The 23168-nt window shown below is 70.0% G+C and carries 16 protein-coding genes and 1 tRNA gene; 2 read left to right on the top strand and 15 right to left on the bottom strand.

Annotation, left to right across the window (positions count from 1 at the left end; genetic code table 11):
- Positions 1 to 78: 78 nt before the first annotated feature.
- The 7 genes from pyk to NMN56_RS14740 form a co-directional block, all read right to left on the bottom strand.
- Complete coding sequence (gene pyk, locus NMN56_RS14770; protein WP_274044758.1) at positions 79 to 1503, bottom strand: pyruvate kinase; 1425 nt, start codon at positions 1501 to 1503, stop codon at positions 79 to 81.
- A gap of 362 nt (positions 1504 to 1865) precedes the next feature.
- Positions 1866 to 2591, bottom strand: coding sequence for an SIMPL domain-containing protein (locus tag NMN56_RS14765; RefSeq protein WP_274044757.1), 726 nt, complete (start codon positions 2589 to 2591; stop codon positions 1866 to 1868).
- The gene (locus NMN56_RS14760) at positions 2588 to 4009 is read right to left on the bottom strand and encodes a lysine N(6)-hydroxylase/L-ornithine N(5)-oxygenase family protein (RefSeq protein WP_274044756.1); all 1422 of its coding nucleotides are present in this window, start codon (positions 4007 to 4009) and stop codon (positions 2588 to 2590) included. The genes NMN56_RS14765 and NMN56_RS14760 overlap by 4 nt, the downstream gene beginning before the upstream one ends.
- On the bottom strand, positions 4006 to 5628 hold the full coding sequence (locus NMN56_RS14755; protein ID WP_274044755.1) for a pyridoxal phosphate-dependent decarboxylase family protein: 1623 nt from the start codon (positions 5626 to 5628) through the stop codon (positions 4006 to 4008). The genes NMN56_RS14760 and NMN56_RS14755 overlap by 4 nt, the downstream gene beginning before the upstream one ends.
- 385 nt (positions 5629 to 6013) lie before the next feature.
- Positions 6014 to 8554, bottom strand: coding sequence for an aminopeptidase N (gene pepN, locus NMN56_RS14750; protein ID WP_274044754.1), 2541 nt, complete (start codon positions 8552 to 8554; stop codon positions 6014 to 6016).
- A gap of 44 nt (positions 8555 to 8598) precedes the next feature.
- On the bottom strand, positions 8599 to 9363 hold the full coding sequence (locus NMN56_RS14745) for a transcriptional regulator (RefSeq protein ID WP_274044753.1): 765 nt from the start codon (positions 9361 to 9363) through the stop codon (positions 8599 to 8601).
- A gap of 111 nt (positions 9364 to 9474) precedes the next feature.
- A tRNA-Leu gene (locus NMN56_RS14740) sits at positions 9475 to 9548 on the bottom strand.
- A gap of 95 nt (positions 9549 to 9643) precedes the next feature.
- Between NMN56_RS14740 and NMN56_RS14735 the strand changes: the two genes are divergently transcribed.
- Positions 9644 to 10324, top strand: a complete 681-nt coding sequence (locus NMN56_RS14735) for an ANTAR domain-containing response regulator (protein ID WP_274044752.1) — start codon at positions 9644 to 9646, stop codon at positions 10322 to 10324.
- 60 nt (positions 10325 to 10384) lie between these two features.
- On the opposite strand, the gene NMN56_RS14730 is transcribed toward NMN56_RS14735, so the two are convergent.
- The 8 genes from NMN56_RS14730 to NMN56_RS14695 all read right to left on the bottom strand — a co-directional run bounded on the left by NMN56_RS14730 (position 10385) and on the right by NMN56_RS14695 (position 20094).
- On the bottom strand, positions 10385 to 11101 hold the full coding sequence (locus NMN56_RS14730; protein ID WP_274044804.1) for an ABC transporter ATP-binding protein: 717 nt from the start codon (positions 11099 to 11101) through the stop codon (positions 10385 to 10387).
- A complete protein-coding gene (locus NMN56_RS14725; protein WP_274044751.1) occupies positions 11098 to 12039 on the bottom strand; it encodes an ABC transporter ATP-binding protein in 942 nt (313 codons plus the stop codon). Before NMN56_RS14725 ends, NMN56_RS14730 begins: the two co-directional genes overlap by 4 nt.
- Positions 12040 to 12045: 6 nt before the next feature.
- Positions 12046 to 13884: a branched-chain amino acid ABC transporter permease gene (locus NMN56_RS14720; RefSeq protein ID WP_274044750.1), complete on the bottom strand. Its 1839-nt coding sequence runs from the start codon at positions 13882 to 13884 to the stop codon at positions 12046 to 12048.
- Positions 13885 to 13889: 5 nt separating this feature from the next.
- A complete protein-coding gene (locus tag NMN56_RS14715) occupies positions 13890 to 14819 on the bottom strand; it encodes a branched-chain amino acid ABC transporter permease (protein WP_274044749.1) in 930 nt (309 codons plus the stop codon).
- A gap of 95 nt (positions 14820 to 14914) precedes the next feature.
- Complete coding sequence (locus tag NMN56_RS14710) at positions 14915 to 16159, bottom strand: branched-chain amino acid ABC transporter substrate-binding protein (protein ID WP_274044748.1); 1245 nt, start codon at positions 16157 to 16159, stop codon at positions 14915 to 14917.
- A 284-nt stretch (positions 16160 to 16443) separates the two neighbouring features.
- Complete coding sequence (locus NMN56_RS14705; RefSeq protein ID WP_274044747.1) at positions 16444 to 17025, bottom strand: hypothetical protein; 582 nt, start codon at positions 17023 to 17025, stop codon at positions 16444 to 16446.
- 225 nt (positions 17026 to 17250) lie between these two features.
- Complete coding sequence (locus NMN56_RS14700) at positions 17251 to 17718, bottom strand: PaaI family thioesterase (protein WP_274044746.1); 468 nt, start codon at positions 17716 to 17718, stop codon at positions 17251 to 17253.
- A 93-nt stretch (positions 17719 to 17811) separates the two neighbouring features.
- Positions 17812 to 20094 (bottom strand): FdhF/YdeP family oxidoreductase, encoded by a 2283-nt coding sequence (locus NMN56_RS14695; RefSeq protein ID WP_274044745.1) that lies wholly within the window; start codon positions 20092 to 20094, stop codon positions 17812 to 17814.
- Positions 20095 to 20288: 194 nt separating this feature from the next.
- Here NMN56_RS14695 and polA point away from each other — a divergent pair, with 194 nt between their 5' ends.
- The gene (gene polA / locus NMN56_RS14690; protein ID WP_274044744.1) at positions 20289 to 23021 is read left to right on the top strand and encodes a DNA polymerase I; all 2733 of its coding nucleotides are present in this window, start codon (positions 20289 to 20291) and stop codon (positions 23019 to 23021) included.
- The last annotated feature ends 147 nt before the right edge of the window (positions 23022 to 23168 follow it).

The following is a 23168-nucleotide window of genomic DNA, read 5'->3' as shown; positions in this document are numbered from 1 at the left end:
GGACGGCGGGCGGGAAGACCTTCACCGGGGACATCGCCGCACACCCCGCGTACATGTGCGGCGGGGAAAGGGAAAGGGCTACGCGTCCTCGCCCAGGTAGTGCACGCGTACGAGGTTCGTGGAGCCGGGGACGCCGGGGGGTGAGCCCGCGGTGATGATGACGAGGTCGCCGCGGTCGCAGCGGCCCAGTTTGAGGAGGAGTTCGTCGACCTGGTCGACCATTTCGTCGGTGCTCTGGACCATGGGGCCGAGGAACGCCTCGACGCCCCACGTGAGGTTGAGCTGCGAGCGGGTCGAAGCGTCGGGGGTGAAGGCGAGTACGGGGATGGGGGAGCGGTAGCGCGAGAGGCGGCGGACCGTGTCTCCCGACTGCGTGAAGGCCACCAGGAACTTCGCGCCCAGGAAGTCCCCCATCTCAGCGGCGGCGCGTGCGACGGCCCCGCCCTGCGTACGGGGCTTGCTGCTCTCGGTGAGCGGCGGCAGCCCCTTGGCGAGCATGTCCTCCTCGGCCGCCGAGACGATGCGGCCCATGGTGCGCACCGTTTCGATGGGGTACTTGCCCACGCTCGTCTCGCCCGAGAGCATCACGGCGTCGGTGCCGTCCATCACCGCGTTGGCGACATCGGACGCCTCGGCGCGCGTCGGCCGGGACGCGTCGATCATCGACTCCAGCATCTGCGTGGCCACGATGACCGGCTTCGCGTTCCGCCTGCACATCTTGATGGCGCGCTTCTGTACGAGCGGCACCTGCTCCAGCGGCATCTCGACGCCCAGGTCGCCGCGCGCGACCATGATCCCGTCGAAGGCGTCCACGATGGACTCCAGGTTCGCCACCGCCTGCGGCTTCTCCAGCTTGGCGATGACGGGCAGCCGCTTGCCCTCCTCCGCCATGATGCGGTGGACCTCCTTCACGTCGTGACCGCTGCGCACGAAGGAGAGGGCGATGACGTCGGCGCCCATGCGCAGCGCCCAGCGCAGGTCCTCGACGTCCTTCCCGGAGAGCGCGGGCACCGAGACGGCGACGCCGGGCAGGTTGAGCCCCTTGTTGTCCGAGACCATGCCGCCCTCGATCACGGTGGTCCTGACCACGGGTCCCTCGACCCCGGTCACCTCCAGCGTGACCCGTCCGTCGTCCACGAGGATGCGCTCACCGGTGGTGACGTCGGAGGCGAGCCCGTCATAGGTGGTGCCGCACATGGTGCGGTCGCCTTCGCTCTCCTCGACGGTGATGGCGAACTCGTCGCCCCGTTCAAGGAGTACAGGCCCTTCGCGGAAGCGGCCCAGCCGGATCTTCGGGCCTTGAAGGTCCGCGAGCACGCCGACGCTGCGGTCCGTCTCCTCGGCCGCGGCGCGCACCCGGTGGTACCGCTCCTCGTGCTCGGCGTGCGTGCCATGGCTCATGTTGAGGCGGGCGACGTCCATGCCGGCCTCTACGAGGGCCTTGATCTGCTCGTACGAGTCTGTGGACGGGCCCAGAGTGCTGACGATCTTTGCTCGGCGCATACCCCGAGCCTACGACTTACCGGGGCGTAGGTAATCACCGACCAGCCAATGGCCAACACCCTTTCACCGAAAGGACATTGACCAACTAATAAAGTGCGCACCCCCTCGCTCTGATGAGCGTGATACGCGGCGCACGGCCTCCCCGGCACGGCTCGTTCCCCGTGCTCTTTCGCGTGCATTCGCTTCCACCGTGGTCTCACGCGCACCAAGAGTGACCCCGATGAACAAAGCCAATGACCCGACGAACGCAACCAACGGCCTGGCGACCGAAATCAGTGAGGCCAATGAGGCAGTGAGGTAATGGGGCAATGGGGCAATGAGGCCAATGAGCACGGGACGCCGGGGGCGCCGCCGTCACGCCGTCAGGTGAGGTCCGGGGGGCTCATCACGAAGCGCGCGTTCACCTGCGCGTGCACGCTCTGGCGCTGCGGCTCCAGATCGAGTTCCGGAGCTGCCGATTCCGCGGCGCCCCTGGCGAACCCCGCCGCCCGCACCAACCCGCCATGATCGGGCGGACCGGCGTTCTCCGCGCCCGGATCGGCCAGCTCGGCCAGCGCGACCAGACCCGTGCCCAGCGCCTCCGCGTACTCCCGCGCCCGCTTCACCGCGTCCCGTACCGCCTCCTGCCGTACCTCGCGGTACGCGGGGGAGTCCGGGCGCAGCGACCACCACGGGCCCTCCACCCGGGTCAGCTCCAAGTCGGCCAGCGCCGTGGTCATTTCACCCAGTACCGTGAAGTCCGCGACCACCACTTCCAGCCGCACCCGGCCGTGGTACGCGTGCACCCGTTCCCTGCGGCCCTTGTCCGTCAGCTCCGGATACACGCTGAAGGAACCCGTCTCCAGCTTCTCCACCGCCTCGTCGTAGCCCTTGACCAGCTCCAGCGCCCGTGCGTTGCGCCGCGTCAGGTCCTCCAGCGCCGCGCGCCGGTCCGTGCCGCGCGCGCTCACCGAAACTCCGAGCCTCGCGATCTCCGGAGCGAACTCCAGCAACGCCTCACCCCGGACCGCCACACGGGGCGCTTCCGGGGTGCCGTAGGGAAGTGGGGGTGGGGTGGCCGTCGGGGACTGGGGTTCCGTGGGCGTCATACGCCCACTGTCGCAGACCTCCCCGCGGCGCCGGCGCCCGTCCGCTCATCCCGCAGCCCGAACCGCGTGAACGCCGTACGGCGCGGCAGCGGATAGACCTCGGCGCCCGTCAGCGCGTTGAGGATCACCGCGCTGCGGTGCGCGGCGAGGCCCAGATCCGGAGCGCCGACCCCGTGCGTGTGCCGCTCGGCGTTCTGCACGAAGACCGAACCCGTCACCGCGCTGTCCAGCACCAGCCTGAAGTCCTCGTCCACCCGGGGCCGCCCCGAGGAATCCCTGCGCAGATACGGGTCCAGCGCCGCCAGCATCCCGTCGGCCGACCGCTCCTCGTAGCCCGTCGCCAGCACCACACCGTCCGTCGCCAGCCTGCTGCGCTCGCCCTGCTCGTCGTGCTCCAGGTGCAGCTCAACCCGCGTGGCGCCCAGCCGTCCCGCCGTACGCACCCGCACCCCGGGCGTCAGCACCGCGTCCGGCCAGCCACCGTCCAGCGTCCTGCGGTACAGCTCGTCGTGCACCGCGCCCAGCGTCTCGTGGTCCACCGCCTTGTGCAGCTGCCACTGCCGCGGCAACAGCCCGTCACGCACCTCCTCCGACAGGCCGTGGAAGTAGCGCGTGTAGTCGGGTGTGAAGTGCTCAAGTCCCAGCTTGCTGTACTCCATCGGCGCGAACGCCCCGCTCCGCGTCAGCCAGTGCAGCCCCTCGCGCCCCTGCGGACGGCGCCGCAGCAGGTCGAGAAAGACCTCGGCGCCCGACTGGCCCGAACCGATCACCGTCACATGCGCCGCCTCCAACAGCCGCTCGCGGTGCGCCAGATAGTCCGCCGAGTGGACCACCGGAAGCGAGGGGCACTCCACGAGCGGGCGCATCGGCTCCGGCACATACGGCGCCGTACCGATGCCGAGCACCAGGTTCAGCGCGTACGACCTGCCCAGCGCCTCCGCCTCGCCCTGTCGGTCCAGCTGGGTGAAGTCGACCTCGAACAGCTTCCGTTCCGGGTTCCAGCGCACCGCGTCCACCTGGTGCCCGAACCGCAGCCCCGGCAGCTGCTCGCTCACCCACCGGCAGTACGCGTCGTACTCGGCGCGCTCGATGTGGAACCGCTCCGCGAAATAGAACGGGAACAACCGCCCGCGCTCCCGCAGGAACCGCAGGAACGACCAAGGGTTCGCCGGATCGGCCAGCGTCACCAGGTCCGCGAGGAACGGCACCTGAAGCGTCGCGCCCTCGATCATCAGTCCCGGATGCCAGCGGAAGGACGCACGCTGCTCGAAGAACGCGGCGCGCAGGCCAGGAACCCCGTGCCCCAGCGCGGCCAGCGACAGATTGAACGGGCCGATGCCCACCCCCGCCAGATCCAGCGGCTCCTCCTCGTGTCCGGGGACGGCGCCCGCGTGCTCTGCTGCTTCGACGGCCGTCACGAACGGACTCCTTCCGGCTCCGCGCCCACGGGTGCGTCGGCGCAGGCGCGCACGCACTCGGTCACCAGGTCGAGCAGGGCCGCCAGGTCGCCGGGCCGTGCCCACGGATGGAGAAAGGTCGCCTTCAGCCACAGCTCCCCGCGCAGCGAAGCACGGCCCAGCACGGCCCTGCCCTCAGCCAGCAGCCGCCGCCGCACCAGCGCCACCGCCGCGTCACCCGCCCCCGCGGGACGGAACAGCACCGTGGACAGCGGCGGCTCCCCACCCAGCTCGAACCGCCCGTCGGCGGCGACCAGTTCGGCGAACCGGCCCGCCACCCCGCACGTGCGCTCCACCAGCTCGGCCATCCCCGCACGGCCCAGCGCCCGCAGCGTCACCGCGACCTTCAGCACATCGGGACGCCGCGTCGTCCGCAGCGAACGGCCCAGCAGATCCGGCAGCCCCGCCTCCGTGTCGTCGCCCGCGTTGAGGTAGTCGGCGCGGTGCACCAGCGGCAGCAGCGCCCCGCCGTCGGGGACGGCCAGCACGCCTGCCGCCACGGGCTGCCAGCCCAGTTTGTGCAGGTCGAACCCGAAACTGTCGGCCCGCTCCGCACCCGCGAGGCGCGGTCGCAGCCGCTCGCTGAACAGCAACGGGCCGCCGTACGCGGCGTCCACGTGCCAGCGTGCTCCGTGCCGCGCGACCACCGCCGCGATCTCCTCCAGCGGATCGACATACCCCGCGTCCGTCGTCCCCGCCGTCGCCACCACCAACGAAGGCTCCCGGCGCAGCTGTACGAGTGCCACTTCCAGCGCCGCCGGGTCCAGCACGCCACGCGGCGCCGGCACCACCAGCGGCGCCTCCAGCCCCAGCAACCACGCCGCACGGTGCACGCTGTGATGCGCGTTCGCGCCGCACACCACCCGGAGCCGCGCCGGTTCAGGCGCCCGTTCCCTCGCCAGCAGCACCGCCAGCTGGTTCGCCTCCGTACCCCCCGACGTCACCAACGCGTCCGGCACCCCCGGCCCTGTCGGCAACCCCGAACCCGGACCCGGCCCCGAACCCGAACCCGGCCCCGAACCCGGCCCCGAACCCGGACCCGAACCCGAACTCGACCCAGAACCCGAACCGGGCTCCGGCCCCGACACCACCTCGGGCGATCCGGGCGATCCGGGCGGTCCGGCCCCGCCGTCCGGCACCCGTCCGTACACCAGGTCGGCCAACTCGCGGCAGACCAGCGCCTCCAGCTCCGAGGCGGCCGGAGCCTGGTCCCACGAGTCCATCGACGGGTTCAGCGCGCTGGCCGCCAGATCAGCGGCGACAGCCACAGCCAGCGGCGGACAGTGCAGGTGCGCGGCACACAGCGGATCGGCGGGATCCGCCGCACCCCGCGCCACCGCGCCGACCAGGGCGCCCAGCGCCTCCCGCGCGCCCGTACCGCGTTCGGGCAGCACCGCGCCCACGGCGGCCCGCACCCGCGAGGCGACGGCACCGGGGCCCCCGTCGGGCAACGGCCCACCGCGCCGCACCGCACCTGCGGCGAGCGCGTCCAGCACCGTGCCGACAAGGGGACGGAGCGCGGTGGGACCTGCGGCCCCACCCGCCAGCGGGCAGGGGTCATCGGCGTCGAACGCAGACATGGGCGGGCTCTTTCCACACACGGAGACTCAGGGTGAGTAAGGCGGCCCTAACCTATGCGCCGGACTCGTGGCGCCCATGCGATCTTCGCGCTTCTTCGCCCGAAGGGGGTATCGCAGCCCAGGACCACCCCGCCGCATCTGATAAGGGGACAAGCCCGCAGCGCGGGCCGCGACCGGCCTCACCGCCGGCCCCTCCGCCACGTGGGCATCCTCCCGCGCAGGGGCAAGTAAGGGCGGCAGGCCCCCGGTTCACCACCGACGGCCTGCCGCCACCGCGCTCCGGGCCACCGTGCTCCGGACCACCGCGCTCCGGCCCACCGCGCTCCGGACCACCCGGGACCACCGGGTACTGGTCCCACGCCGGACCACTGGGGCTGCGTCAGCCTCAGTCCCCGGTCGCCTCCCGTACGGCCAACGCGCGCCGCAAATCGTCCAGTTGGTCCACCAGCTGGCGTCGCAAGGAGGCCGGAGGGCCCGCCGTGCGCAGACACCGCTCACCCCGTTCCAGCGTCGCCGCGTCCACCGACATGGCAGGGAACGCGTGCCGCCCCACCATCCGCGCCAGCGCGTCACCCCGCCGCTCCGCGACCGGGGACGCCTCCTCGAAGTAACGTGCCACGAACCCCGACAGCAACTCCGCCTGCTCCGGCTGCCAGAAGCCCTGAGCCGTCGCCGTGAACAGATGGTTCGACAGCGCCTCGCCCGCCCCGCCCGCCTCGAATAGCGCCTCCCAGGCCGCAGCCTTGGCCCCCGCGTCCGGCAGCGCCGCACGGCACCGCGCCGCGCCCTGCTCGCCCGCCGCGCTGGGGTCCGAGGCCAGCTCGGCCTCGATCTCCCCGGCGTCCACGGCGCCCAGCACCGACAGCCGCAGCAGCAACCGCCACCGCAGCTCGGCGTCCAGCACAGGACCGCCGGGCACCTCGCCGGCCGCGCGCCAGCGCATCAGTTCCTCCGGCGTCTCCGCGCTCTCCAGCAGCGTACGTACGGCCGTCAGCCGCAGTCCCGCTTCCGCCGCACCCGCGCCGTCCATCAGCTCACGGCAGGTCTCCGCGAGCAGCCCCAGCACCTCGGGCCGCAGTCCGCTCCGTACGTAACGGTCCGCCACCTGCTCCCGCGAGAACGCCAGGACGCCCTGCACCACCGCGTTGTCCCGCTCGTGCGGCAGATGGTCCCGCACCACCCGCATGTACTCCAGCGGCGGAAGCTCACCGTCCCTGACCATGTCACGCGCCGTGTTCCACAGCACCGACCGCGACAACTGCCCCGGCACGCCCGACAGAACCTCCCGCACCGTCTGCCACGACACCGCGTCCAGCCGGACCTTCGCATACGTCAGGTCCCCGTCGTTCAGCAGCACCAGATCCGGCCGCGGACCGTCCAGCGCGAACCTCAACGCGCCGCCCCCACCAGGGACATCACGCTCCACGCGCTCGCGCAGCACCAGCCGCCCCGGCTCGGCCGGAGCCCTGTCGTACAGCCCCACCGCCAGCCGGTGCGGGCGCGAACCGAGGTGCTCCACCTCCACGTACCAGCTGCGGTCGGCCGCCTCGCCGACCACCGGCACCAGCGTGTCCACACCCGTCGTACGCAGCCAACTGTCCGCCCACGCCCGCACATCGCGTTCCGAAGCGCGCGCCAGTGACTCGATGAAGTCGGCCAGGGTCGCGTTGCCGAAACGATGCCGCGCGAAGTGGTCGTTGATCCCCGCCAGGAAGCTCTTCTCGCCCAGCCACACCACCAGCTGCCGCAGCGTCGACGCACCCTTGGCGTACGAGATCCCGTCGAAGTTCTGCCGCGCGGCGTCCGTGTCCGGCACCGCGTCGGGCGCGGGAGCCACCGGATGCGTGGAGGCCCGCTGGTCAGCGTCGTACCCCCAGCTCTTGCGCGTCACGGCGAAGTCCGTCCACGTGTCCGTGAACCGCGTCGTCTCGCTCAGCACCTGGTAGCCCATGTACTCGGCGAAGGACTCGTTGAGCCAGATGTCGTCCCACCAGCGCAGCGTCACCAGGTCGCCGAACCACATGTGCGCCATCTCGTGCGCGATCACCATGCCCCGCGTCTGCCGCTGCGTGTCCGTCACGGCCGAGCGGAAGACGAACTCGTCCCTGAACGTCACCAGGCCCGGATTCTCCATCGCACCCGCGTTGAACTCCGGCACGAACGCCTGGTCGTAGGAGTCGAACGGATACGGCTCGTCGAAGATCTCGTGGTACCTGTCGAAGCAGCGCCGGGTGATGTCCAGCAGTTCCTCGGCGTCGGCCTCCAGATACGGGCCGAGGGACTGGCGCACATGCAGCCCGAACGGCAGCCCCGCGTGCTCCGTACGCACCGAGTGGAACGGGCCGGCGGCGACCGCCATCAGATACGTGCTGATCGGCGGCGTCGGATCGCACTCCCAGCGCCCGCCGCCCACCCGCTTCGCGATCCCGTTCCCCAGCACGGTCCACTCCTCGGGAGCGGTCACCGTCACCCGGAACTCGGCCTTCAGGTCCGGCTGGTCGAAGCACGCGAACACCAGCGGCGCGTCAGACATGCAGCACATCGAATACACGTAGACCCGGCCGTCCGCCGGGTCCTTGAACCTGTGCATTCCCTCACCGACCTGCGAGTACGGCATCTCGGCCACGACCCGCAACTCGTGCTCGCCCACCGCGAGCCGGCGCAACGGCAGCCGCCCCCCGCTCAGTTCGCCCGGTTCGATCGCCACCCCGTCGATCCAGGCACCCTCCAGCGTGTGCGGCCTGACCTCGACGAACGTGTCCACACCGTGCGCCCCGCCCCCCGCGGCCTCCCGCACGGCGAACCGCACCACGGTCGTGGACCCGAACACCTCCTCCCCTCGCGTCAGGTCCAGCTCGACGGAATACTTCTGGACCTCAAGAACCAGGGCTCGGCTCTGCGCTTCCTCGCGCGTCAACACGGACATGCGCGCCATAGTGCCGCACTTCTGTACGGACACGCACCGGGGTATCACCACTTCGCCCCGACACGCGCGTCCATGAGGGCTACGGAGGCTTTGCGGGCTACGGAGATGTTGTACGAGTTCTTCCTGCTGCGGCTGCTGGTCCACTCGACACCGAGTTCGTCGAGGGTCCTGCCGTAGAGCCTGGCGATGTCCAGGGACTTGTTGGAGAAGAAGTACCTCGGATACTCGTAGCGCTTGCGCACGCCGCCGACGGTCCTCGTGGTCCAGTTCGTGATCCGGCAACCGTCGGAGTGCACCAGCCCTCTGACCAGTTCCCACGGGTACGCATCCACGGTCTTCCGCTGCCAGGTCTCCAGTACGACCCGGCGTTCGTGCTTCCTGCCGGGACCGTGCTGGGGGAAGAGGCAGGGCCAGTGGACGGAGGACGCGGAGACGGCCACACACCCGGGAGCTTGGACGCGGCAGACGCTGTTGTCCGGGCGTACGGCACGGATGGCCCGCTCACACGCTTCGATGAGGTCGGGCCAGGAGTTCGCGCACGAGATACGGAGGGTGTAGGTGCGGGCCAGGCGGCTGACACAGCCGTCGCCGAGGTAGAGGCCCAGCAGGTAGCTGTAGGCGCCGGGATTCTCCGGCAGCGTCGGCGGAGCGGAGCAGCGGGGACATGCGCTGTGGGGGAGCGGCTCCAGTCGCTGCTGCCAGGCGCGGAGCGCCCAGCGGGAGATCCCGGTTTCCTTGCTCACGGAGTTCAGACTGCGCCCCTGGGCTACCAGGGCGAGGGCCCGCTTGCGGGTGGCGATGTCGTACACAGGGGTCAGGATTCGGTGACCTGTGCGGATCGCGAGGGGGGTCGCAGTGATGTTCGCCTGATGTGGCGAAGCTATCGCGTTTCGCTTGCAACCTTCGAAACGAAGGTAGAGTGCCCCGGGTCGGACTCGAACCGACACTGTATGGGTTTTGAATCCACCATCTCTACCAATTGGATTACCGGGGCCCATCAAAATGAAGGCTAGCGGTCACCCGCCGTGCCAACACTTTACAGGACCTAGGTAGGCTCTTATCCCCCACCAGCGCGTAAACGAGGAGCCCATGAGCACCGCGGACGTCCCCGAGCCTGAGACCGCTGAGAGTGCCGAAGCCGCGGAAGCGGCGGAGTCGAGCGGCGGCGACGAGCATGTGCCTCCGGTGACGACGCGCGTCGTGATCGCGGAGGACGAGGCCCTGATCCGGATGGACCTCAAGGAGATGCTGGAGGAGGAGGGCTACACCGTCGTCGGCGAGGCGGGGGACGGGCAGACCGCCCTGGACCTGGCCCGTGAGCACCGTCCTGACCTGTGCATTCTCGATGTGAAGATGCCGGTGCTCGACGGCATCTCGGCGGCCGAGAAGATCGCGGAGGAGAGCATCGCGCCGGTGCTGATGCTCACCGCCTTCTCCCAGCGCGAGCTGGTCGAGCGGGCGCGGGACGCGGGCGCCATGGCGTATCTGGTGAAGCCGTTCAGCAAGAGTGACGTGGTGCCGGCCATCGAGATGGCGGTCTCCCGGTTCACGGAGCTGCGGGAGCTGGAGAAGGAGGTCGCGGACCTCTCCCAGCGTCTGGAGACGCGCAAGCTGGTGGACAGGGCGAAGAGCGTGCTCCAGACCCAGTACGGGCTGACGGAGCCGGCCGCTTTCCGGTGGATCCAGAAGACGTCGATGGACAGGCGCCTGTCCATGCAGCAGGTGGCCGAGGCGGTCATCGCCGATGGCGAGGAGCGCAAGCAGAAGTAGCGCACGCGGCGAGGGTGGGGGTGCCCGGGGGTCCGGGCGCCCCCACCCTCGTGTGTGCCCTCAGTCCTCGCCGAGGTACGCCTTGCGTACGGACTCGTCGTGGAGCAGTTCCTGGCCGGTGCCCGACAGGGAGATCTTGCCGATCTCCATGACGTGGCCGTGGTCGGCGAGGGAGAGCGCGGCCGAGGCGTTCTGCTCGACGAGCAGGATGGTCGTGCCCTGGGCCTTCAGCTCTCTGATGGTGGTCATGATCTTCTGCATCATGATCGGGGAGAGCCCCATGGAGGGTTCGTCCAGCATCAGCAGCTTGGGCTGGGACATCAGCGCGCGCCCCATGGCGAGCATCTGCTGTTCGCCGCCGGAGAGCGTTCCCGCGGCCTGCTTGCGGCGTTCGCCGAGGATCGGGAACAGCTCGTAGGCGCGCTGGATGTCCTTGGTGATGGCGTCGCCGTCGCGCCGGAGGAACGCTCCGAGCTGGAGGTTCTCCTCGATGCTGAGGCGGGGGAAGATCCGCCGTCCCTCGGGCGAGTGGGCGAGGCCCATGGCGACGATCTTGTGTGCGCCGACCCCGTTGAGCACCTGGCCGTCGAACGTGATCTTGCCGGTGACCGGTTTGAGCAGCCCCGACAGGGTGCGCAGGGTGGTTGTCTTGCCGGCGCCGTTGGTGCCGATGAGGGTGACGACCTCGCCGGCCTCGACGCGGAACGAGATGCCCTTGACGGCCTCGATCTTGCCGTAGGCGACACGGAGGTCCTCGACTTCGAGCAGGGCCATCAGTGCTCGTCCCCTTCCGCTTCTGCTGCGGTACCGGCGGTTCCGGCGGTGCCGCCGGCCTTCAAGGGCCCGGTTTCGTGGGCGCGTTCGGCGGCCTGTACCTCGGCCGCCTCGGCTTCGCCGGGTTCGCCTTCGAAGGGGGTGCCCAGGTAGGCGGCGACGACGCGCTCGTCGTTCTGCACGGTCTCGGGGCTGCCCTCCACCAGTTTCTCCCCCTGGACGAGGACCGCGACGCGGTCGCAGAGGTTGAAGATGAAGCGCATGTCGTGCTCGATGACGAGTACGGCCGTGCCCTCTTCCCGTATGGCGAGGACGAGTTCGCGGGTCGCTGTGGTTTCGCCGGCCGTCATGCCGGCGGTGGGCTCGTCCAGGAGGAGGAGCCCGGGTTCGCTGGCGAGGGCGCGGGCGATCTCCAGCTTGCGCTGATCGCCGTAGGGGAGGTTGCGCGCGAGGTGCTCGCGCTTGTCCTGGAGGCCGATGAAGCCCAGCAGCTCCATCGCGCGGTCCTCCGACTCCTGTTCGGCTCTCCGGAATCCGGGGCCGCGCAGGAGTGCGGAGAAGAGGCCCTCGCTGGTGCGGGTGTGCCGGCCGACGAGGACGTTTTCCAGAACGGTCATGTTGGCGAAGAGCCGGATGTTCTGGAAGGTACGCGCGATGCCGGCCTGGGTGACCAGGTGGGAGCGGTGCGGAAGGACGGTTCCCTTGTAGCTGACCGTGCCTTCGGTGGGGACGTAGAGCCCGGTGAGGCAGTTGAAGAAGGTGGTCTTGCCCGCGCCGTTGGGCCCGATGAGTCCGAGGATCTCGCCGGTGTGTACCTGGAGGTCGACGTCCTTGATGGCGGTGAGGCCGCCGAACCGCATGGTGACGCCGGAGGCGTCGAGTACGGCCTTACGGCCTGCGGGCGGCGTGGTGGCGTCCTGTTGCGTGGTGGTGGTCGTCATCTCGTCTCACGCCTCCGTCTTGCTGAGGCCCGGGCTCGCGGCCGTGGGGACGTCGAGCTGCCCGGTGTCGTGGAATTCGAGCTGCTTGCGGCGGTCCGCGATGAGTCCCTCGGGGCGGAAGCGCATCAGCAGGATGAGCGCGATGCCGAAGAGCAGCAGTTGGTAGTCGGCCATGAACTGGAGCTTGGCCGGGATGAGGTAGAGCAGTGCGGCACCGATGAGGGGGCCGCTGACCGTGCCCATGCCGCCGAGGATGACGGCGATGAGCAGGAACGCCGAGTTGGGTGGCGCGGTGTGCACGAACTTGTACGAGTCGGGGTTCACGGTGAACTCGACGTGTGCGAGTACGGTTCCCGCCATACCGGCGAGGGTCGCGCCGAGTGCGAAGGCCATGACCTTGAGGCGGAAGGCGTTGACGCCCATCGCGCGGGCCGCCGTCTCGTCCTCGCGGATGGCGATCCAGGCCCGCCCGATTCGGGAGTTGTCCGAGCGCCGGAAGATCGTGACGACGATCGCGGTGAAGACGAGCATCAGCAGGTAGTAGTTGCCGAACCTGCCCAACTCCATGCCGAGGATGGTGTGTTCCTCGCCGAGGTTGAAGCCGAACAGCTCCAGGTCGGGGATGTTGGGGATGCCGTTGGGGCCGTTGGTGACGTTGGGCCCCGAGTCGCCGTCGAGGTTCTGGACGGAGATACGGAAGATCTCACCGAACCCGAGGGTGACGATGGCGAGGTAGTCCCCGTGCAGCCGCAGTGAGGGGAAGCCGATGATCAGGCCGAAGACCAGGGCGACGGCCGCACCGATCAGTACGGCTGCCCAGAACGGCACATGGATGCCGAAGGGCGAGCTGGGCGCTCCGGAGACCAGCGCGGCCGTGTAGGCGCCGACGCCGAGGAACGCCACGTAGCCGAGGTCGAGGATGCCGGCGAGGCCGACGACCATGTTGAGGCCGAGTGCGACGGTCGCGAAGATCAGCACGGCCACGGCGACGTTGGTGTACGCCTCGTTGCTCTGGGTGAACGGGAAGAGCAGTGCCGCGACGAAGGCGGCGAGCAGCGTGACGTTGCGGTGCTTGGCCGACTGTGCCGAGAGGCGCCGGGTCAGTCCGGTCCTGCCGATGGCGGGCGCGGCGAAGGCGGCGAGTACGAGGAAGCCGATGAAGGGCGGCCCGTCCTCGGCCTCGATGCCGTAGGCGAACACGTACAGCGCCAGGCCGCAGGAGGCGCAGATGATGAGGATCTCGGCCCAGCCGGGCAGCGCCTTGGAGCGCGGGGGCTGGGGTGCCTTGAAGGCGTGGAGCAGCCGCTGCCAGGGGTTGGCGCTTTTGCCGCCCGGCAGGGCTTCGGGCGGCAGGTCGGCGGGGAGGGCGAGCGCGCCGACGAGGGCGACGAGGGTGCCGGCGACGCCGATCCACATGCCGGGCTCGAAGTTGGCGATGCCGCCGAGTTGGACGGCGATGGCGCCTGCCGTGTACCAGGTGACGCCGAGGTTGGCGAGCGTCATCAGCAGCAGCGCGCTGTGCTTGCCGCCGGGTGTGAGCCAGCGCAGCCCGCGTACGCCGGAGCCCGCCAGGAGGAGGGCCGCGGTGAGCAGCGAGGCGATGAGGGTGAGGAGTTGGAGCCCCGCCGGGTAGAAGGCGACGGTGAGGTCGCCGGGGAACTCGGAGGTCCAGGTCCAGGCGAGCATGGTGCTCACGAAGGCGAGGACGGCGCCTGCTGCGGTGACGATACGGGCGGTCTTGAGGTTGGCGGCCGGGTCGGGGCGCCAGGGCAGGGGCACGCCCTGGGCAGCGGAGGTGCTGGGGGCCGGGGTGGCGGCCTCTTCGGTGGTCTGGTGAGTGGTCATGGGTATCACGCCCGATCCGCGAGGCGTTCGCCGAGGATGCCCTGCGGCCGTATCAGCAGGACGAGGATGAGGAGGACGAAGGCCCACACGTCCTTCCAGGATCCGCCGCCGAACTGTTCGAGCCCGGGTATGTCTCCGATGTACGCGGTCGCCATGGCCTCGGCGACGCCGAGGACGAGTCCGCCGACCATGGCTCCGTAGATGTTGCCGATGCCGCCGAGCACGGCGGCGGTGAACGCCTTGAGACCGGCGATGAAGCCCATCCTGAAGCTGACCTCACCGGTCTTGAAGCCCTGGGCGATGGCGGCGATGGCGGCGAACGCGGCACCGATGGCGAAGGCCATGACGATGATGCGGTCGGTGTTGATGCCCATCAGTTTCGCCGTGTCGGGGTCCTGTGAGGTGGCCTGCATGGCCCGCCCTGTGCGGGTCTTGGCGACGAAAACGCCGAGCGCGATCATGCAGACGGGGGCCGCGACGAAGATGAAGAGGTCCTCGCGGGAGAGCGAGACGAAGCCGAGGTCGAAGTCGCCGCCGCTGAACTGCGGGAAGGGGCGGGCCTTCTTGGCGTCGGGGTAGAACGACCAGACCGCCTGCTGGAGCGCGAGGGAGAGGCCGATCGCGGTGATCAGCGGGGAGAGGCGTGGGCCTCCGCGCAGGGGCCGGTAGGCGAAGCGTTCCGCTCCGACGCCGACCAGGGTGGCGCAGACGACGCCGAGAAGGATCATGAGGGGCAGGGCGACGACGAGCCCTGTTCCCTCGGGCAGCCACAGGTATGCGGTCAGCGCGCCGAAGCCGCCGATCATGAATATCTCGCCATGGGCGAAGTTGATGAGCTGGACGATGCCGTAGACCATCGTGTACCCGATCGCGATGAGGCCGTACAACGCGCCGAGGGCGAGTCCGTTCGCCAGCTGATCCGGCAGATCTTGCACCGGGGGTCCTCCGGAGGTGTGTCAGATACGGCTGCGCGGGGGCGCTGGTGGCGTCCCCGCGCAGCTGGATGTACGAATTGGGGCGGTGGGCCAGGTCAGTTTTCCTGGAAGGTGCCGGTTTGCACGGGTACGTGCTTGCCGCCCTTGACCTCGTATACGGAGAGCTGCTTGTTGGTGGTGTCGCCGTACTCGTCGAAGGCGACATCGCCGGTCACGCCACTGAACTTGACGTCCTTCATGGCGTCGGTGATCTGCTTGCGCGCGTCGTCCATGTCGTCGGGGAGCTTGCCGTCGTTCTTCTCGACGACCGCCTTGACGGCCTGGATGACGGCCCACGCGCTGTCGTACGCGTAGCCGCCGTACGCCTCGTAGGGGAGCTTGTAGCCGCCGGCCTTGTAGTTCTTCATGAAGGTCTTGGCGGTGTCGAGGGTCTCCAGCGGGGCGCCGACGGAGGTCGCCATGTCGCCTTCGGACTTTTTCTTGTGCAGCTTGATGTACTCGGCGCTGTAGAGCGCGTCACCGCCGACCGCGGGTATGTTTCCGCCGGCCTTCTTGATCTGCGCGGAGAGCGGTGCGCCGGTGGGGTATTCGCTGCCGATGTAGACGAAGTCGGCCTTGGACTTGGCGACCTTGGTGGCGACGGCCGAGAAGTCGCGGTCCTCGGGGTTGATGTGGTCGCTGCCCACGATCTTGCCGCCGAGCTTCTTGAACTCGTCCTGGAAGGTGCCCGCGAGCCCCGCACCGTAGGTCTTCTTGTCGTCGATGATGTACGCGTTCTTGAACTTCTTCTTGTTGAAGAGGTATTGGGCGGCGTACGGGCCCTGCACGGCGTCGGTGGTGGCCGTCCGGAAGTAGGTGTCGAACAGCCGCTTCTTGTCGCCCTTCTGCCAGTCGGGTCCCTGCGAGAGCTGCGGGGCCGTGTTGGCGGGGGAGACCTGGACGAGGTCGGCGTTGCCGAAGACCTTCTGCATCGACTGGCCGACGTGCGAGTTGAGCGGGCCGACGACGCCGGCCACTTCCTCGTTGCCGACGAGTTTGGTGGCGTTCTGCTGGCCGGTTCCGGCCTGTCCCTGGTCGTCCAGGGTCTCCAGCTTGAAGGTGACTCCCTTGACCTCGTTGTTCTTGTTCGCGGTCTTCACGGCGAGGTCGGTGGAGTTCTTGATGCCCTGGCCCAGCGCGGACAGGTCACCGGTCAGCGGGGCGTCGAGCCCGATGGTGACAGTGGTCTTGCCACCACTGTCCCCGCTTCCACCCTTGTCGTCGCGAGAGCCACATGCCGAGAGCGTGAGAGCTCCCACCGTGACGGTGGTGGTGAGAATGAGCAAGGAACGGTGACGCACGATCAGTCCTTTCCCCAGGCGCGGCCATCGCGGAGTAAATGGCCGTATCGCGCGCCGGGCCGTACTGGTGGTACAGATCGGTGCCTGTCGCGCACGCCCGGCGGCGTAGTGACTGGCGGTGACTCTATGGCGATGGGATGGAGTCGGGCAGAGGTCAAGGGCAGGATGTGACTCTCTTGTTATGACCGGGCGGGAACCCGGCGCCGTGTCGGGGATGGGTGCCAACTCGCCTTGTATGACGGCGATGTAGCGGACAGGTATCCCGGTGTGAAGTCGCAGTTGGTTCAGGGGGTGCCGGTGGAGGGGCCGCGAGAGGGTCCGCATACCGTACGGAAGACGCGCGTGAGTGACCGGGCGTAATGATCACCGGGGATGAAGCTCAGAACCTGCGTGGCGCGTGCGTTACGCAGTGTTACTTCGAGGTAGGGCAGCCTCGCTCTGAGGGGCAGCCCCAGGCAGGAGACGACCCGCACACGCAGCAACAGCGCCTTCGGACGCCCCGGCTCCACCTTGACCGGGCGTGATGGGCGCAGGACCAGGTCCAGCGTCGCGTAGTCCTGGCCGATGCGTTCTATGAGCACGGGATCGGCGGTCGTGGCCCGCATCTCCACGGCGAACGTGCGCTTCCGCGCGTCCACGTCGAGGACCCTGACGAAGGTGATACGGGTGCTGTGCACCGGATACGGCACCCGTTGCGTACCGCGCGGCGCCGCATCGGGGCGCGTGGTGAGCGCGAAGCCCGTCGCCACGGCCAGCAGTACGAGCGCGGTGGCCGCGAGCGTCACCCGGCGTACCTTCCGCGGCAGAGCCGCCCACCGCTCACCCAGCCGCTGACCCTCTCCGCCGCCGCTCAACACGTCCCCCATGCGGGGACGTTAGCGCCGCCTGAGCCCCACGGCGACCGTACGACGGGTACCAACGTGGGCGGCGGCGATGCGGCCGGCAGCAGCGCGGGCGGTACCAACGCGGGGCGGCACCAACGCGGGGCGGCGGGACCGGCGATGACGACAGGCGGCCCGGTGACCGGTACCGGCGGGGGGCAGGTTCCGGCGCGGGGGCCGGTCCCCGTCCGGGCGGGTTCCCGGCCGGAATCAGTTTCCGGCCGGATCCGCCTCGCGCAGGAGGCAGGTGAGGCGGGCCGAGCAGACCTTCTTGCCGTTCTCGTCGGTGACGGCGATCTCGTACGTCGTCATCGTGCGGCCACGGTGCACGGGGGTCGCCGTGCCGGTGACCAGCCCTGAGCGCAGGCCGCGGTGGTGGGTGCAGTTGAGGTCCACGCCGACGGCGACCTTGCCGGGGCCGCCGTGCAGCATCGCACCGACCGAGCCGAGGGTCTCGGCGAGCACGGCCGAGGCGCCGCCGTGCAGCAGTCCGTAGGGCTGGGTGTTGCCCTCGACGGGCAGGGTGCCGACCACGCGTTCGGGGCTGGCCTCCACGACCTCCAGGCCCATGCGCTCACCCAGGTGTCCCGCGGAGAACAGCGACGGCAGGTCGAGCCCCGAGCCCGCCCACTGGTCCAGGATCTCCTGCGGGAACTTGGTCGTGGACTGCTCACCCATGCGCCGCTGCTCCTTGTCTGCACACCCGTACGAGCGTCTCGCCCGTACGGTCCCGTCCGAGCTTAAGCCAGCCCCCGTACGGCGCTGCCAGTTCTAGTCCCGCGCAGCGGGCGTGAGCCTGATCACCACGGACTTGCTGGCCGGGGTGTTGCTGGTGTCCGCCGTGGCGTCGAGGGGGACGAGGACGTTGGTCTCGGGGTAGTAGGCGGCGGCGCAGCCTCGCGCCGTGGGGTAGTGGACGACGCGGAAGCCGCGCGCCACCCGTTCGACGCCGTCGCTCCACTCGCTGGTGAGGTCGGCGTAGGAGCCGTCGGGCAGGCCGAGCGCCGTGGCGTCCTCGGCGCGTACGAGCACCACGCGGCGGCCGTTCTTGATGCCCCTGTAGCGGTCGTCCAGGCCGTAGATGGTGGTGTTGTACTGGTCGTGCGAGCGCAGGGTCTGGAGCAGCAGACGGCCCTCGGGCAGGTGGGGGTGCTCGACGGGCGCAGCCGTGAAGTTGGCCTTGCCCGTTGCCGTCGGGAAGCGCCGCTCGTCGCGGGGCGCGTGCGGCAGCGCGAAGCCACCGGGGTGTGCGACCCGCGCGTTGAAGTCCTCGAAGCCGGGGATGACGCGCGCGATGCGGTCGCGTACGAGCCCGTAGTCGGCCTCGAAGTCCTCCCACGGGGTGCTGGAGTCCCGCCCGAGCACGGCCCGCGCCAGGCGGGCGACGATGGCGGGTTCGGAGAGCAACTGGGGGCTCGCCGGCGCGAGTCGGCCGCGTGAGGCGTGCACCATGCCCATGGAGTCCTCGACGGTCACGAACTGGTCGCCGCCGCTCTGGGTGTCCCGCTCCGTGCGCCCCAGGGTGGGGAGGATCAGCGCGCGAGCCCCGGTCACGCAGTGGGAGCGGTTGAGCTTCGTGGACACGTGCACGGTGAGCCGTGCCTTGCGCATGGCGGCCTCGGTCACCTCGGTGTCGGGCGAGGCGGCGACGAAGTTGCCGCCCATGGCGAAGAAGACCTTGGCCTCGCCGTCGCGCAGTGCGCGGATGGCGCGTACGACGTCGAAGCCGTGCTCGCGCGGCGGCGCGAAGCCGAACTCCTTCTCCAGCGCGTCCAGGAAGGCGGGGGCCGGGCGCTCGAAGATGCCCATGGTGCGGTCGCCCTGCACGTTGCTGTGCCCGCGCACGGGGCACACTCCGGCGCCCGGCCTGCCGATGTTCCCGCGCAGCAGAAGGAAGTTGACGACCTCCCTGATGGTGGGCACGGAGTGCTTGTGCTGGGTGAGGCCCATCGCCCAGCACACGACCGTACGGCGGGAGGCCAGCACCATCTCCAGGGCGCGTTCGATCTCCTGGCGCTCCAGGCCGGTCGCGCGCAGGGTCGCGTCCCAGTCGGTGGTGCGCGCCTCGCGCGCGAACTCCTCGAAGCCGTGCGTGTGTTCGGCGATGAACGCGTCGTCGGTGGCGCCCTCGCGTTCCAGGATGAGCCGGTTGAGCGTACGGAAGAGCGCCTGGTCGCCGCCGATGCGGATCTGCAGGAACAGGTCCGTGAGCGGGGTGCCGCCGGCGGCCAGCCCCCTGGGGGTCTGCGGGTTCTTGAACCGCTCCATGCCGGCCTCGGGCAGCGGGTTGACCGTGATGATCTTCGCGCCGCCCGCCTTGGCCTTCTCCAGCGCCGAGAGCATGCGGGGGTGGTTGGTGCCGGGGTTCTGGCCGGCGACGATGATCAGGTCGGACTTGTAGAGGTCCTCCAGCAGGACGCTGCCCTTTCCGACGCCGATGGTCTCGGTGAGCGCCGAACCCGAGGACTCGTGGCACATGTTGGAGCAGTCGGGCAGGTTGTTCGTGCCGAACTCGCGGGCGAAGAGCTGGTAGAGGAAAGCGGCCTCGTTGCTGGTGCGCCCCGAGGTGTAGAAGACCGCCTCGTCCGGTGAGTCCAGCGCGGTCAGCTCCTCGGCGATCAGCGAGAAGGCGCGCTCCCAGGAGATCGGCTCGTACGCCTGGCCGCCCTCGGGCAGATACATCGGCTCGGTGAGGCGGCCCTGCTGCCCCAGCCAGTACCCGGAGCGGTTCGCGAGGTCGGCGACGGGGTGCGCGGCGAAGAAGTCACGGGTGACCCGGTGCGTGGTCGCCTCTTCCGCGACGGCCTTCGCGCCGTTCTCGCAGAACTCGGCCGCGTGCCGCTTGTCGCCCTCGGGCCAGGCGCAGCCGGGGCAGTCGAACCCCTGCTTCTGGTTGACCCGCAGCAGGGTCAGCGCGGTCCGCTTCACCCCCATCTGCTTGCCCGCGATACGCAGCGAGTGTCCGATGGCGGTGAGCCCCGCCGCCGCATGCTCGGGCGGGCTGACCTCGGGTGCGTCCTGGACAGGGTCGACGGAAGGCGGCTTTCGCATCATGGACCCGATGGTGCCATCTGTGGACAGCTCGTCACAGGGGGTGTGTGGGTCCGTTCCGCCGGGCCCCACCGTCCGGGCCGCCGCCCGGCGGGGAGCGCGTACGCCCAGGCCACCGGCCCGCACGGGGGTCGCCGGTGCCCCGCGACGGCGGGAGCGGCACCGCGTTGTCAGTGCCGCGTGGGAGGATCGATCCCGTGGCTAAGACGGCATCGAAGACGACAGCGAAAACGACAGCTCCGAACGGCGGGGACGCCCCCCGTCTCATGCTCATGGACGGGCACTCCCTCGCGTACCGCGCGTTCTTCGCGCTGCCCGCCGAGAACTTCTCCACCTCGACGGGCCAGCCGACGAACGCGATCTACGGCTTCGCCTCGATGCTGGCGAACACACTGCGTGATGAGGCGCCCACGCACTTCGCCGTCGCCTTCGACGTCTCGCGCAAGACCTGGCGCTCCGAGGAGTTCCCCGAGTACAAGGCGAACAGGTCCAAGAGCCCGGACGAGTTCAAGGGCCAGGTCGAGCTGATCGGCGAACTGCTGGACGCGATGGGCGTGCGGCGGTACGCGGTGGACGGCTTCGAGGCCGACGACGTCATCGCCACCCTCGCCACCGAGGCCGAGGCCGAGGGCTTCCACGTTTCGATCGTCACGGGCGACCGCGACGCGTTCCAGCTGGTGTCGGAGAACGTCACGGTGCTCTACCCCACCAAGGGCGTCTCCGAGCTGACGCGGTACACCCCGGAGAAGGTCGAGGAGAAGTACGGCCTGGCCCCGGCGCAGTACCCCGACTTCGCCGCGCTGCGCGGCGACCCCTCGGACAACCTCCCCGGCATCCCCGGCGTCGGCGAGAAGACCGCCGCGAAGTGGATCATCCAGTTCGGTTCGTTCGCCGAGCTGGCCGAGCGCGCCGACGAGGTCAAGGGCAAGGCGGGCGCCAACCTCCGCGAGCACCTGGACGCCGTCAAGCTCAACCGCCACCTGACCGAGCTGGTCCGGAACGTGGAGCTGCCCGACCGCCCCGCGGACCTGGTCCGTGTCCCCTACGACCGCCAGGCGCTCGGCGTCATCCTGGACGCGCTGGAGTTCCGCAACGAGAACTTCCGCGACCGGCTCATGGCGGCCGACCCCGGCACGGCGGGCGAGGAGCAGGCGGAGCCCGCGCAGGGCGTCGAGGTGGACGGCACCGTCCTGGACCCCGACGGGCTGGGCCCCTGGCTGGCGGAACACGGGCACGGGGTGCTCGGTGTCGCCACGGTCGACGTGTGGAAGCTGGGTGCGGGCAGCGTCAGCGAGGTCGCCCTCGCCACGCCGGCCGGCCCCGCCGCCTGGTTCGACCCCACCAAGCTGAGCGAGGCCGACGAGAAGGCGTTCGCCGCCTGGCTCGCCGACGCGGCCAAGCGCAAGATCATGCACGACGCGAAGGCGATCATGCGGGTCTTCGCCGAGCACGGCTGGGGCGTCGACGGCGTCTGGATGGACACCGCACTGGCCGCCTACCTCGACAAGCCGGGCCGCCGCTCCTTCGCGCTGGACGCCCTGTCGATCGAGTACCTGGGCCGTGAGCTGGGCCCGACGGCCGAGGCCGAGGGCCAGCTCGCACTCGGCGCCGACGAGCAGGCCGAGGCGGACGCGCTGATGGTCAAGGCCCGTACGATCCTGGACCTCGGCGCCGCCTTCGAGACGCGGCTGGGGCAGGTCGGCGCCGCCGACATGCTGCGCGACCTGGAGCTGCCGACGTCCGAGCTGCTGGCCCGCATGGAGCGGGCCGGTATCGCGGCCGACAGCGACTGGCTGACGGGCCTGGAGCGGCAGTTCGCCGACGCCGTCCAGCAGGCGGTGAGCGAGGCGCACGCAGCGGTGGGCCACGAGTTCAACCTCGGCTCGCCCAAGCAGCTCCAGGAAGTGCTGTTCGGGGAGCTGGGGCTGCCCAAGACGAAGAAGACCAAGACCGGTTACACGACGGACGCGGACGCTCTCGCCTGGCTCGCGGGACAGACCGAGCACGAACTGCCCGTGATCATGCTGCGGTACCGCGAGCAGCAGAAGCTGCGGACGACGGTCGAGGGCCTGATCAAGACGGTCGCGCCCGACGGCCGTATCCACACCACCTTCAACCAGACGGTGGCCGCCACCGGCCGGCTGTCCTCCACGGACCCCAACCTCCAGAACATCCCGGTGCGCACGGACGAGGGCCGTGCGATCCGGCGCGGCTTCCGCGTGGGGGAGGGGTACGAGTCGCTGATGACGGCGGACTACAGCCAGATCGAACTGCGCGTGATGGCGCACCTGTCCGAGGACGAGGGCCTCATCGAGGCGTTCACCTCCGGCGAGGACCTGCACACCACGGTCGCCGCACAGGTCTTCGGCGTCGAGAAGACCCAGGTCGACCCGGAGATGCGCCGCAAGATCAAGGCGATGTCGTACGGGCTGGCCTACGGCCTGTCCGCGTTCGGCCTCTCCCAGCAGCTCGCCGTCGCCCCGGACGAGGCGCGCAAGCTGATGGACACCTTCTTCGAGCGGTTCGGCGGGGTGCGGGACTATCTCCAGCGCGCCGTCGAGGAGGCACGCGCCACCGGGTACACGCACACGATCATGGGCCGCCGCCGCTATCTGCCGGACCTCAACAGCGACAACAGGCAGCGCCGCGAGATGGCCGAGCGGATGGCGCTGAACGCACCGATCCAGGGCACGGCCGCCGACATCGTCAAGGTCGCCATGCTCAGGGTCGACGCCGCGCTGCGGGCGGCCGAGCTGAACTCCCGGATGCTGCTCCAGGTCCACGACGAAATCGTGCTGGAGATCGCCCCCGGCGAGCGCGAGAAGGTCGAGAAGCTGGTGCGCCTCGAAATGGCCTCGGCCGTCTCGCTCCGCGCCCCGCTGGACGTGTCGGTCGGCTCGGGCCAGGACTGGGAGTCGGCGGCGCACTGAGGGTCCCGCGGCCGGGCGGCACGGCGGCCCGGCCGCACGGTCGACGGGAACGGCGCGGGAACGCCGCGCCAACGGCCCGTGAACCGGCCGCGAAAGCGGGGCGGAAGCGCCACAAGTGTTCTGTGCCCGCTGACTTGGCCCCGGGCG

It is taken from the genome of Streptomyces iconiensis (assembly GCF_028657195.3).
Classification (GTDB): domain Bacteria; phylum Actinomycetota; class Actinomycetes; order Streptomycetales; family Streptomycetaceae; genus Streptomyces; species Streptomyces iconiensis.
Note: the sequence above shows the minus strand (reverse complement) of the source record. Positions and strands in the feature narration are given on the sequence as shown.

What these genes read in the sequence shown, in the direction of transcription:
- pyk (WP_274044758.1), bottom strand. Translation starts at nt 1,503, where the DNA reads ATGCGCCGAGCAAAGATCGTCAGCACTCTGGGCCCGTCCACAGACTCG.
- NMN56_RS14765 (WP_274044757.1), bottom strand. Translation starts at nt 2,591, where the DNA reads ATGACGCCCACGGAACCCCAGTCCCCGACGGCCACCCCACCCCCACTT.
- NMN56_RS14755 (WP_274044755.1), bottom strand. Translation starts at nt 5,628, where the DNA reads ATGTCTGCGTTCGACGCCGATGACCCCTGCCCGCTGGCGGGTGGGGCC.
- pepN (WP_274044754.1), bottom strand. Translation starts at nt 8,554, where the DNA reads ATGTCCGTGTTGACGCGCGAGGAAGCGCAGAGCCGAGCCCTGGTTCTT.
- NMN56_RS14735 (WP_274044752.1), top strand. Translation starts at nt 9,644, where the DNA reads ATGAGCACCGCGGACGTCCCCGAGCCTGAGACCGCTGAGAGTGCCGAA.
- NMN56_RS14725 (WP_274044751.1), bottom strand. Translation starts at nt 12,039, where the DNA reads ATGACGACCACCACCACGCAACAGGACGCCACCACGCCGCCCGCAGGC.
- NMN56_RS14720 (WP_274044750.1), bottom strand. Translation starts at nt 13,884, where the DNA reads ATGACCACTCACCAGACCACCGAAGAGGCCGCCACCCCGGCCCCCAGC.
- NMN56_RS14705 (WP_274044747.1), bottom strand. Translation starts at nt 17,025, where the DNA reads ATGGGGGACGTGTTGAGCGGCGGCGGAGAGGGTCAGCGGCTGGGTGAG.
- NMN56_RS14700 (WP_274044746.1), bottom strand. Translation starts at nt 17,718, where the DNA reads ATGGGTGAGCAGTCCACGACCAAGTTCCCGCAGGAGATCCTGGACCAG.
- NMN56_RS14695 (WP_274044745.1), bottom strand. Translation starts at nt 20,094, where the DNA reads ATGATGCGAAAGCCGCCTTCCGTCGACCCTGTCCAGGACGCACCCGAG.